The organism is Nonomuraea purpurea (genome assembly GCF_042650645.1).
GTDB classification, from domain to species: Bacteria; Actinomycetota; Actinomycetes; order Streptosporangiales; family Streptosporangiaceae; genus Nonomuraea; species Nonomuraea purpurea.
The window spans coordinates 177,908-189,996 of the sequence record NZ_JBHSBI010000011.1; the positions used below are offsets into that span (position 1 = coordinate 177,908).

Sequence of the window (12,089 nt, forward strand, 5' to 3'; positions counted from 1 at the left end):
CGCGCTTCTACCTGAGGCCGGTGACCGTGTCACCCTCTTTGAAGACGATCACAACCGAACCCGCGACCGGTAACAGGTTTGTCGACCGGAATTTGCCGGCGATCCGGCGGTAGCCCATGTCGAAGGTGATGCTCCTGGGTTGGGTCGTGCCCCAGGCGGCCACATCCGTCTTGATGGTCACCGTGGCCGCGTTGACCGTCGCGTTCGCCACGAGGACGCCGTCCTTGAGCGGGAGGTCGTCCCCCAGTCCCGCCGGGACGGACCCGTGCGTGGGCATTTCGGCTGTCTTCAGCCCGCCGCCGCCGTACATTTCCCAGCGGTACGTCTCCCGCCCGCCCTCCTTCACCACCGTCAGGTAGCCGTCGGCGTCGAACCGCGGGAACCCGGGCCGGGCGGGGAACACCTCCTGCCCGGTGTCCTGCGCCAGGGCCAGATACTTGATCCCGTCCGCGTCGTCGTCGTTGAGCTTCACCCACAGGGTGTGACCGTCCGCCGAGGAGCCGGCCTCGATGTTGCTGAACACGTCGTAGGGCCACGGTCGCTCATATCGCCACACTTCATCCCCGTTCTGGGGGTTCAGGGCGATCACCACGGCGTTCTTGCCGCACAGTGCGGGCAGGGCGACCACGTCACGAAGGCCCACATGCCAGGCCCCCGGCAAGGTGGAGCGAAATTCATCGGCGCTGCATCCCCTGGGCAGACGGTACGACCAGGCGGGCTCTTCGGCGTCCAGCAGGCCCCACCCGACCACCGTGTCGTCGTCGTGGGACGTGACGAAACCGTACGAGGTGAGAGTGGCGGGCCAGCGCGCCCTGCCGGCCCGCTCGGAACGGACCTCGCCGGTGTACGCGTTCAGCATCACCTGCCGTTCCCTGGCCTGCTGCGCTTCCCACCGCGGGCCGAACTCCACCGCCACCATGCCGCCGTCCGGGGCGGCCATGAGCGCCGACGACGCCGCTCCCGGACGGCGGTAGTGCCAGCGTTCGCGGCCGGTGGCGGGGTCGAGGGCCACGACGCCGTCGGACACGCGTACGACCACGTGCCCTCCCGCGGCCACCGCCTCCCGGACGTATCCGCCGTCCGGCGGTCGCCACTGCCAGGCGACCTTGCTCACCATGACGGGCGTCGCGGCCGGGGTGGTCCTGGCCACGGTGACGGCCTCGACCGGCAACCTCACAGCGGCCACCAGGCCCATCTGCGCCACGGCCGCCACGGTGAGCAGCCCCGCGCACAGGCTCCCCAGTGACCAGGTGGTGAGGTCGGCGGCGGTCCTGCCCAGCACGAAGAGCCCGGCCGCTACGAACGTCATGCCGATGCCGAAGAGGACGTCACCAGGCTCGGGCAGCCCACCGGCGAAGCTTCGCCGCAAGCGGACCAGGCCGTACAGGGCGAACGGGCCGACGACCACCGCCGCCAGGATGACCCGCGCGATCACGGAGGCCAACGCGTCCAAATAGAGGCTCTGCTCGGGACGGGCCGCCATACGAGCGAGACGGACCAGCGCGACCGCCAGCGCCACCAGCGTTCCGGCTGCCACGACGAGCCCGAAGTTCATCCCGCCCGATGGCTCTTCGACCAAGGTCCGGCGCAGGGCGTGACCCCACCCGGCTGCCACCACGCCGGCGATCACGAGCCCTGTTCCGAACCATCCCCAGCGCATGCCCATCCTGACCGGGAGCCCGGCGCGATCACTGTCGAGGTGTGTCATGGAGATCCTGCCAACGCGCCGCCGTACGTCCTGCTGAGATCATTTGACGGCAGCACATTGCCTCTTCCGACGCGGATCAGCGTCACACTTGGGGATCTCGCCTCCACCGCGGACGACCGGCCGCCGATCGCCGAGCGGCTCGTCGAGGTAGATGGACGTCCGTTGTGGACGGGCCTCGTCGTCGGCCCGGTTCGCGCACTCGCCGTCGAGGCGTTCACCACCCCGCTCCTTTTCCTCGAAGACGCGGACCACCACCTCACCGGCCTTCTCCTCGACCGCGTTGCCGCCGCGGAAAGTGCATGGCGACACCGTGTAAATGATGGTCAGCGTGCGGTCCTCGACGTTGCCGTAGCCGTCGGCCGGGTGCCTGTAGCCGATGATGCGCCCGGAGAGCCGATCCGACTCGGGCTTCAGTCTGAGCTCGCGGATCTCACCCTTCTTGATCTTGGAGTCGCGTTCCCGCGCGCGGACGTCGCAGGCTTTCGCCCGCTCCGGGTCGGCGTCACACCTGGGGATCTCGGCCCCATCCCAGAGGGTGATCTTCCGGAGGCCGGCTGGTGCGTCGAGCCGGAAAACGCCGATCTTGGGCACGGACGTGTCCGGTAGGTCGTCCACACAGCGGAGCTCCTCAACGATGCGCACCTTGATCTGATCCGCGCTCTCGTCCATCGTCTGCCGCTGCAGACCCGGGCACCTCGAGACCGTATAGATCACGGTCATGGAGCTCTTGTCGCTGTCGGCGCTGTAGCCGACGATCCTGCCGCTGAGCTCGTCGGGGCCCGGCTCAACGCCCAGTTCGCGCGCTTTATCGTCTTTGATCGCCTGCTCGGTTTCCTTGTCGCGCTCCGCCTGCTCCGCGGCACGTTGTTTCTGCCGCTGTTGCTCCTCCATGGCCGCGAGCCGAGCGGGATCCTGCGTGACGGAGTCGTTGTACAGGAACAACCCGACGGCCAGGACGATCAGCGCCGCGATCGACCACCACCGGGCGGTCTCAAGCCGGCCCTCGCTCGGCTGCGGCGCGTCCGAGCGGGAACGCTTCCAGATGAAAATCTTCCGGCCGAGCCCCGGATTGATCGCGAAAGTGATGAGGGCGACCACCGAAAGGACGATGATCAGCCAAAGCAGAGACATGAAACCCTACACATCGTTAAAGGGCCGGTTGCCGAAGGAAAAACAGTAGTCCTGGGGCCTGAAACGGCGCTGAAAACACGCTGAAACGGAGACGGCGGGGCAAACGGCGCTTCTCAGTCAACGGCGGGGAGGAGTTACGCCACTTCTCCGGGCAAAAGCGCTGATCAGGGGCGCGCAACAATGGTAAAAAGGACGTCACGCCGACGGTAGATCCAGCATCCTGAGCATGGCCCTCGCTTCTTTCAGTTCCCCCGTACTTGAAGAGGTCCTCAGTGACTCGGTATGCCATCGACCGCGCCCGCAACACGCTCATCGCCCAATGGAGCACCGGCATCGGCGACACCGCCACCGTAGTAGCCGAACTCCCCCACGAGATCCCGCCCCAGAACGCGCTGCGGCTCGCCGCCGGCCTGACCCACCTCTCCCACACCTGCTGGCGCTCCTACACCCACCCCGCCGACCAGCACGGCCCCCCTAGCCTCGGACGGCACCGGCGACAGGAACGCGACGCCTTCGCCACCGTCCTGCCCACCCTGACCGCTGCCGAGCGACCCGCCAACGAGCCGATCAGCACCAAGGTCGAGCAGGCCGCCCACGCCGTCGCCCGCACCCTGCACACGCTCGACACCCCCCAGTTCGCCACCGCCGTCAGCACCGACGTCGCCGCCGAACTGGCCGCCGTCGAACAAGCCGAACTCGGCGACCTGTCCGGACGGGCCGAGCAGGCCGTCGCGCTCAGCCGCGAGGACGCCTCGCCCCTGCAGGTGTCCCAAGCCGACACCCTCCTGCACGCCCAGCCCTTCGGCTGCGAGGCACTCCGCACCCAGATCGACGCCACCGCGGCCGCCGTGGCCGCCGCCCACTGGTTCCATGCCGCGGTCACCATCACCGCCCAGCACACCGCCATGCATCCATTCAAGATCGTCGCCAGCGCCGAGCAGCCCGGCAAGCCCCTCGCCGTCGAGAGCCTTTCCGACATCACCGCGGTCATCAGCGCCGGCGGACGCCCCCGTCACGTGGTCATGCCGCTGATCCGCAACGCCCTCCACATCGCCGAGGGCCACCTGCGCGGCATCACCGACGTCCGGCAGCGCCTGACCGCCGCCGAGGAACTCATCGAGAAGGCCCACGCCAACCACCCCGAACTCGACCTCGACCCCGACACCATCCACCTGCCCCTCACCCCGCTCAACCCCGCCAGGCCCGCCCCCGATCTGCTCGGCAACCTTCTGCACGGCATCCACACCTGCTGGCAGGTCTACCAGCACCACGCCGACATCAAGCGCCCCAGCACCAGCACCGAGGGACACGAACAACTCCGCCAAAGCTTCCTCACCGCGGTCAGGAAGGAAGCGGCCCACAGGGGCGTGCTCTAGCGTCCGCGGGATCGTCCCAGCGCGGCGCGTTCATGCGACCCGATACGCCTCCGCGTCCTTGCGGCGGAACTCCAGGCCGAGCCCTGGCGCGTCCTCCCGGGGTCGCACGGATCCGCCGGACGGGTCGAGCACGCCGTCGAAGAGCATCGACTCGACGCGGACGTGGTCGTGGAACCACTCGATGTGACGGGCGTTCGGGATGGCCGTCATGGCCGCGACGTGCAGGTGCGGGGCGCAGTGTGAGGACAGGTCCCGGCCGTGGGCACGGGCGAGGGCGGCGACGCGCGTGAACTCGGTGATCCCGCCGACCCGCGTCACGTCGGCCTGGGGGCAGTCGACGGCGTCGATCAGCCGGGTGAAGTACGGCAGGTCATAGCCGTACTCGCCGGCCGCCACCTCGCAGGTCACCGCGTCGCGCACGGTGCGCAGCCCCGCCAGGTCGTCGGAGGACACCGGCTCTTCCAGCCACCGCAGGCCGGGGGCCTCCTCGGCGACCCGGATGGCCTGCTTGGCGTTGTAGGCGCCGTTCGCGTCGGCGTACAGTTCGGCGTCCGCGCCGATGACGTCGCGCGCGATCCACAGGCGTTCGAGATCCCGGGCCTCCCGCGTTCCCCACGCCTCACCGATCTTGATCTTGACGCGGGGGATGCCCTTTTCGCCGGTCCAGTGGCCGAGTTGTTCGCGCAGTCGTGTCGCGTCGTACGTCGTGAAGCCGCCGGAGCCGTACACGGGCACCTCCTCCGTCACGGCGCCGAGCAGGCGGTGCAGCGGGAGCCTGAGCCGCCGCGCCTTCAGGTCCCACAGCGCGCAGTCGACCGCCGAGATCGCCATGGAGCACATGCCGGGACGGCCGGCGTTGCGGACCGCGCGGCGCATCCGCTCGTGCGCGGCGGGCGGGTCCAGCACGCCGATGCCGTGGACCGCCGGCGCGAGCAGGTCGGCGATCGTCTGGGTGATGGCCGCCGGTCCGTACGTCCAGCCGATGCCGGTGGTGGCCTCGAAGCTCGCCTCGACGAGGACGAGCGTGGTCGAGGCCCACGTCAGGGTGCCGTCGGCCTCGGGCGCGTCCGTGGGGATCGTGTAGGCGGAGGCGGCGAGCCGGATCACAGCAGCTCCGCGAGGTGGAGCGTTGCGGACATACCGGATCGCCTACCCGGGTGGCCGGTTTCAATCGTGTGTCCCGGGCAGGGCCTGACAAAAGGCCACTATCGCAGAAAGGAACCGGTCATGGCTCCTACCGTTGGGGACTACCTGCTGCTGCGTCTGCGTCAGTGGAATGTGGATCACCTGTTCGGATATCCGGGCGACGGCATCAACGGGATCATCGCGGCACTGGGACGCGCCGACGACTGCCCGCGCTTCGTCCAGTCCCGGCACGAGGAAATGTCAGCGTTCGAGGCGGTCGGATACGCCAAGTTCACCGGAAAACCCGGAGTGTGCCTGGCCACCAGCGGGCCCGGCGCGATCCACCTGCTGAACGGCCTCTACGACGCCAAACTCGACCACGTCCCGGTCGTGGCGATCGTCGGCCAGACCGCCCGCAGCGCCATGGGCGGCAACTACCAGCAGGAAGTGGACCTGCTCACCCTGTTCAAGGACGTCGCCAGCGCCTACGTGCAGATGGCGACCGTCCCGGCGCAACTGCCCAACCTCATCGACCGCGCGATGCGCATCGCCATCGCGGAACGCGCCCCCACCGCCGTGATCATCCCCTCTGACCTGCAGGAGGAGGCATACGAGCCGCCCGCCCACGCCTTCAAGAACGTGCCGTCGTCGGCGCCCGGCTACACGCCGCCGGTGACCCGCGCGCCGGACGAGGCGATCGAGCGCGCGGCCGGCGTCCTCAACGCAGGATCGAAGGTGGCGATCCTGGTCGGCCAGGGCGCCCGCTCGGCCGCCACCGAGGTCATGCAGGTCGCCGAGCTCACCGGGGCCGGCGTGGCCAAGGCGCTGCTCGGCAAGGACGTCCTGCCCGACGACCTGCCGTACGTCACCGGGGCCATCGGCCTGCTCGGCACCCGGCCCTCCTACGAGCTCATGCGCGACTGCGACACGCTGCTGATCGTCGGATCCAACTTCCCCTACACGCAGTTCCTGCCGCCCTTCGGCGAGGCGCGCGGGGTGCAGATCGACGTCGACGGCCGCATGATCGGCATGCGCTACCCGACCGAGGTCAACCTCGTCGGCGACGCCGCCGAGACGCTGCGGGCGCTGATCCCGCGCCTGAACCGGCAGCAGGACCGCTCCTGGCGCCGCACCGTCGAGCAGAACCTCTCACGCTGGTGGGACACGGTCGAACGGCAGGCCAAGGTGGAGGCCGACCCGATCAACCCGATGCTGCTGTTCTGGGAGCTGAACTCCCGGCTGCCCGGCAACGCCATCGTGACCGCCGACTCCGGCTCGGCCGCGAACTGGTACGCGCGTGACCTGAAGATCCGCGACGAGGTCCGCGGTTCGTTGTCGGGGAACCTGGCGACCATGGGTTCTGGCGTCCCGTACGCGATCGGCGCGAAGCTCGGCCACCCCGACCGGCCGGTCATCGCCTTCGTCGGCGACGGCGCCATGCAGATGAACGGGCTGGCCGAGCTCATCACGATCAAGCGGTACTCCTCGCAGTGGGCCGACCCGCGCCTGATCGTGGCGGTCCTGCACAACAACGACCTGAACCAGGTCACCTGGGAGTTGCGGGCCATGGGCGGCGCGCCGAAGTTCGAGGAGTCCCAGACGCTGCCGGACGTGTCCTATGCCGCGTTCGCCCGCTCACTGGACCTGGAGGGCATCGAGGTCGAAAAGCCCGAGGCGATCGGCCCGGCCTGGGACCGCGCCCTGGCCGCCGACCGGCCCGTCGTCCTGGACGTGCACTGCGATCCCGACATCCCGCCGATTCCGCCGCACGCGGAGTTCGCGCAGATCAAGGACGCTGCCGAGGCCATCATCAAGGGCGACCCCGACGCGTTCGGCGTGGTCAAGAAGGGGCTCAAGACCAAGGCACAGGAGCTGTTCGCCCGGGGCAACCGCTGATCCGCGACATGACCGGCTTCTAGGACTCCGGATCGATTACGCATACGGCGGAGAGGGAAGTCCGATTCGTGTCCCCCCGGCAGCCGTCGGGAGGACACGCCGTGACCAGGATCGAGCAGCAGCCGGAGCCGACGAGGACCGGGCGGCTGATCGTTTCGTGGCTGTCCACCACCAACCACAAGGTGATCGCCTACCTCTACCTCTCGACCACCTTCGTGTTCTTCATGCTGGCCGGGGTCATGGCGATGATGATCCGCGCCGAGCTGATCACTCCTGGGCTGCAGTTCGTCACGGCGGAGCAGTTCAACCAGCTCTTCAGCATCCACGGCACGATCATGCTGCTGCTGTTCGCGACCCCGCTCTTCGGCGGGTTCGCCAACTTCATCATGCCCCTGCAGATCGGCGCCCCGGACGTCGCCTTCCCCCGTCTGAACATGGTGGGGTACTGGTTGTTCCTGTTCGGCGGGCTCATGGCGGTCGGCGGCTTCCTCGTGCCCGGCGGAGCCGCCCCTTTCGGCTGGACCGGCTACACGCCGCTGTCCACGCTGGAGTTCAGCCCCAACGTCGGCGCCGACCTGTGGATCATGGGGCTGGCGCTCAGCGGGCTGGGCACCATCCTCACCTCCGTCAACTTCATCACCACCATCTTCTGCATGCGGGCGCCGGGCATGACCATGTTCCGGATGCCGATCTTCACCTGGAACACCCTGCTGACCAGCATGATGGTGCTGATCGCGTTCCCGGTGCTGGCGGCGGCGCTGCTGGTGCTGGAGCTTGACCGCAAGGTCGGCACCCACGTCTTCGACGCCAACAGCGGCGGCGCGATCCTGTGGCAGCACCTGTTCTGGTTCTTCGGCCACCCCGAGGTCTACATCATCGCGCTGCCGTTCTTCGGCATCATCACCGAGGTGATCCCGGTGTTCAGCCGCAAACCGCTCTTCGGCTACATCGGCATGATCAGCGCCACCATCGCCATCGCGGGACTGTCGATGACCGTGTGGGCCCACCACATGTTCGTCACCGGACAGGTGCTCCTGCCGTTCTTCTCGCTCATGACGTTCCTCATCGCCGTGCCGACCGGGGTGAAGTTCTTCAACTGGACCGGCACCATGTGGCGCGGTCACCTGTCCTTCGAGACGCCGATGTTGTTCTCCGTCGGCTTCCTCGTGACGTTCCTGTTCGGCGGCCTCACCGGCGTCATCCTCGCCTCACCGCCGCTCGACTTCCACATCAGCGACACCTACTTCGTCGTCGCCCACTTCCACTACGTGGTCTTCGGCACCGTGGTCTTCGCGATGTTCGCCGGCTTCTACTTCTGGTGGCCGAAGATGACCGGCAGGATGCTCAACGACAAACTGGGCAAGCTGCACTTCTGGCCGCTGTTCATCGGGTTCCACACCACGTTCCTCGTCCAGCACTGGCTCGGCATGCTCGGCTTCCCGCGCCGCTACGCCGACTACAGCGCGGCCGACGGATTCACCACGCTCAACACGATCTCCTCGGCGGGCGCGTTCCTGCTCGGGGCCTCGACCCTGGTGTTCCTCTACAACGTCTACTGGACCGCCCGCCACGCCCCCAAAGTGACCGTCGACGACCCGTGGGGCTTCGGGAACTCCCTGGAGTGGGCCACGTCCTGCCCGCCGCCACGGCACAACTTCACCTCCCTGCCCCGCATCCGCAGCGAACGCCCGGCCTTCGACCTGCACCACCCGTACACCAAAAGGCCGCAACTGCCCGCCGAACCGCAGACGGAGATCCCGCCCGCGTGACTACCTTCTGTCCGGACGCCGGTAGGAGCCCTGCTCGGTTTTGGCCAGGAAGGGCGAGCGGCCCAGCATGATGATGCCCGCCACCATCGCCATCAGGCCCGCGACCTCGCCCGCCAGGGCGATGGGGTCGACGCGCAGGCGCTCTCCGAGGATCGCCACCCCCAGCACGATCCCGATGACCGGCTCGGCCGCGGTCATGGCGGGCAGGGAGATGCGCAGCGGGGCGGCGTCGAAGGCGCTCTGGTTGAGCAGAATCCCGAGCAGCGCGATCACGAACAGCGTGTACGGCTGCCAGCTCACCACCAGCGCGCCCGGCCCGTGCCCCGGCAGACTCAGCCTGACCAGGGAGTCGCGGGTCAGCACGTCCTGAACTCCGAACAGCATGCCCGCGGCCGCTGCCAGCAGCATCGCCTTGGCCGGCAGCACGACCCGTACCGCCGCCAGCACCAGCCCGGCCGCCAGCACCAGTATGAGGATCATGGCCAGCCAGACGACCGAGACGGACTCGGGCACCCTGCCGCCGTACGGCTGTCCGAACACCAGGAACGCCGCCACTCCCCCGCTGACCAGCACCGCCCCCAGCCACTCCCGCCCGCCGAGCGGCTCCCGGTACACGGCGGCCGCCACAGCGAGGGCGAAGATGAGGTTGGTCGCGAAGAGAGGCTCGACACGCGACACGTCGGCGCGCTGCAAGGCCAGCGCGCCGAGTATCTGGCCGCAGATCATCGCCCCGATGCCACTCAGCCACAGCGGCTTGCGGACCAGGTCGAGCAGCAGGCGCACCCGCAGCATGTCCTTGAGGGGCTCGGCGTAGGCCGCGTGCTGCTGGGCCACGAACCCCACCCCGAGCAGGGCCGCCGCCGCCAGCCCCAAAATCACGGTGACGATCACTGAATATCCCCGATGTCTTCAGAGTAGCCGGTCCGAAAATGCGGCTCTCCTCCGAGCAGGGCCGATCAGCTGCGAGGTGTCATGACACGCCGTTGTACGACGATCTAGAGAGACGTTTACCTGAGCAGGGGTGTTGGAATGGCGAGGCGGGCATGGGACCAGTGAACGCTCCTCTGCGCGAGAGGAGAAAGGTGGTGTGCAACATGGCTGAGCAGCCAACGCGCCCGACTACTTCCGACATAGCGCAGCATCCCGACATCGCCGCGCTACGCGCCCGCTACGACTGGGCGGTACAGCAGCCATCGGGGCAGTCGGTCAGCGGGCTCGCCTTTCTGAGCGGGCTCTACCTGGCCATCTCACCTTGGGTGGCAGGCCTCTTCGGCCGCACGAACCTGACCGTCAACAACCTGGTCACCGGGATAGCGGTGGCCCTGCTGGCGGCCGGAATCGCATCGGCCAACGGCCGCATCCACGGTCTGGCCTGGGTCCTGCCGATCATCGGGGTCTGGACCATCATCGCGCCGTGGGTGCTGTCTCCGCACACAGGCGGTCTCTCCGCGATCGTCAACAACGTCATCACGGGAGCGGTCATCCTCGTGACCGGCTTGGCGTGCGCCGCGCTCGGACGGGAGCCCACCCGCGGGCGCCGGGTACACCCGGCCGGCGGCGACGGTGACTATCGAACCCGTCTGTGATCGGCGCCCGTCAGACGTTCGGAGGCGGCGGCCGTGGCCACGTCGCGCGGATAGGAGTTTCTGCCGCGCAGAAGCACGACCGCGTTCGCCGCCAGGGGCACCAGCATGATCAGGAAGGCGTCCCGCAACCCCTGCCCGCTGGTCGTGCCGTCCGGGCCGAGGGCGTCGGCCAGCAGGCCGAAGGTCAGCGGGGCGACGGCTTCCGCGCCCACGCGCAGGAACGTGCGGACGCTCTCCGCGCGTCCCCAGAGCCGGAAGTGGACGACGTCCAGGCGGGCGGCGTCCAGCGGCGGGTTGGCCGCCGACAAGGACGCGGCCGCGACGAACAGGAACGGCAGCGCGATCGCCATCGACGTGGTGAGCAGCCCGGGGACGAAGAAGACCGCCGCGGTGACATAGGCGACCGCTGGAACCACCATGCGAGCGCTGATGTACCCGCGACGGGTCAACCTGTCGGCGACGCGCCCTCCGCTGAGCACTCCCAGCAGAGCGCCGAGGCCGATGAGAGGGATCAGGCCGGTCAGCGCGGCCTGGCCGATGCCGTACTGCTCGCCGATGAAGACGACGGCGAAGGTCCGCAGACCGGCGAAGAAGAAATAGCCGATCACCGAGGCGACGATCAACACGACGTTCGTCCTGATACGTAGCACGTACCGCGTCGCCTGCCACAGGGGCATGCGTACGGGGTCACGGCGGAGCACCAACGCCGGGTCGGGGCCGATCCCGCGACGGCGCACCGCGCGACGCGCGGCGTCGTCGTGTTCCCGCCCCGCGCCGCCGCGCTCCTCGCCGGCCGGTTTGGGCTTCATGGTGCGCGCCCCGGGAAACAGCCGGCTCTGGCCGCCCCGCTTGGGTTCTGGCAGCTTGCGGGCGATGACGAAGGCGAAGACGACTCCCAGGAGCGCGAGGAACCAGAACGCCGCGCGCCACGACACCAGCTCCGCGAGAGCGCCCCCCACCACCAGGCCGAAGCCGACGCCGAGCATCTCACCGCCCAGGATGAAGCCGTAGATCCTGGCCCGTTCCGCCGCGGGGAAGAAGTCGCCGACGAGCGAGACGACCGTGGGCCCGCCCGCGGCGGTCAGCGCCCCGAGCGCGGCCCGGGAGAGCAGCAGCCACGTGAGCGAATCGGCCAGGCCGCCCAACAGCATGGCCACGCTCCACAAACCGACGCAGACGGTCAGGAACCGCACCCGGCGCACCCGGTCTGTCAGGACGCCGATGGGCAGGACGGCCAGGGCCCCGGCCGCGGCGGTCACGGCGCTCAGGGATCCGAGCTCGGTGTTGGTGATGCCCAGGGACTGCTTGATCTGCGGCCCCACCGCCCCGATGGTTCCCTGGTCGGCGGCGACCAGCGCGAGAACGCAGGCGAGCATGGCGATGACCCGAAATCGTGCGGGGCCTCCCACCACGATCATCGTTCTTCGTGCGGCCCAATCGAGCACCGCGTGCATCAAGCGGTGCCGCTCATCCCCCGAATACGCGGACATCGACGTCT

At 68.8% G+C, this 12,089-nt stretch carries 9 protein-coding genes; 4 read left to right on the top strand and 5 right to left on the bottom strand.

Annotated elements, in window-relative coordinates; translation table 11 throughout:
* Positions 1–7 precede the first annotated feature (7 nt).
* Positions 8–1,708, bottom strand: a complete 1,701-nt coding sequence (locus ACFOY2_RS22865) for an outer membrane protein assembly factor BamB family protein (protein ID WP_379530111.1) — start codon at positions 1,706–1,708, stop codon at positions 8–10.
* 39 nt (positions 1,709–1,747) lie between these two features.
* Positions 1,748–2,806, bottom strand: coding sequence for a hypothetical protein (locus ACFOY2_RS22870; RefSeq protein ID WP_379530112.1), 1,059 nt, complete (start codon positions 2,804–2,806; stop codon positions 1,748–1,750).
* Positions 2,807–3,111: 305 nt separating this feature from the next.
* Between ACFOY2_RS22870 and ACFOY2_RS22875 the strand changes: the two genes are divergently transcribed.
* The gene (locus tag ACFOY2_RS22875) at positions 3,112–4,215 is read left to right on the top strand and encodes a hypothetical protein (RefSeq protein ID WP_379530113.1); all 1,104 of its coding nucleotides are present in this window, start codon (positions 3,112–3,114) and stop codon (positions 4,213–4,215) included.
* A gap of 30 nt (positions 4,216–4,245) precedes the next feature.
* Here the strand turns inward: ACFOY2_RS22875 and ACFOY2_RS22880 are convergent, their stop codons facing one another.
* Positions 4,246–5,322, bottom strand: coding sequence for an enolase C-terminal domain-like protein (locus ACFOY2_RS22880; RefSeq protein ID WP_379530114.1), 1,077 nt, complete (start codon positions 5,320–5,322; stop codon positions 4,246–4,248).
* 120 nt (positions 5,323–5,442) lie between these two features.
* Between ACFOY2_RS22880 and ACFOY2_RS22885 the strand changes: the two genes are divergently transcribed.
* Positions 5,443–7,236 (top strand): thiamine pyrophosphate-requiring protein, encoded by a 1,794-nt coding sequence (locus tag ACFOY2_RS22885; RefSeq protein WP_379530115.1) that lies wholly within the window; start codon positions 5,443–5,445, stop codon positions 7,234–7,236.
* A 101-nt stretch (positions 7,237–7,337) separates the two neighbouring features.
* Entirely contained in the window at positions 7,338–9,005 is a 1,668-nt protein-coding gene (gene ctaD / locus ACFOY2_RS22890) for an aa3-type cytochrome oxidase subunit I (protein WP_379530116.1), read from the top strand.
* Here the strand turns inward: ctaD and ACFOY2_RS22895 are convergent, their stop codons facing one another.
* A complete protein-coding gene (locus tag ACFOY2_RS22895; RefSeq protein WP_379530117.1) occupies positions 9,006–9,896 on the bottom strand; it encodes a DMT family transporter in 891 nt (296 codons plus the stop codon).
* A 203-nt stretch (positions 9,897–10,099) separates the two neighbouring features.
* Between ACFOY2_RS22895 and ACFOY2_RS22900 the strand changes: the two genes are divergently transcribed.
* Positions 10,100–10,591 (top strand): SPW repeat protein, encoded by a 492-nt coding sequence (locus tag ACFOY2_RS22900; protein ID WP_379530118.1) that lies wholly within the window; start codon positions 10,100–10,102, stop codon positions 10,589–10,591.
* Here ACFOY2_RS22900 and ACFOY2_RS22905 read toward each other — a convergent pair.
* Positions 10,573–12,081: an MFS transporter gene (locus tag ACFOY2_RS22905; RefSeq protein ID WP_379530119.1), complete on the bottom strand. Its 1,509-nt coding sequence runs from the start codon at positions 12,079–12,081 to the stop codon at positions 10,573–10,575. The genes ACFOY2_RS22900 and ACFOY2_RS22905 overlap by 19 nt on opposite strands.
* Between the last annotated feature and the right edge of the window lie 8 nt (positions 12,082–12,089).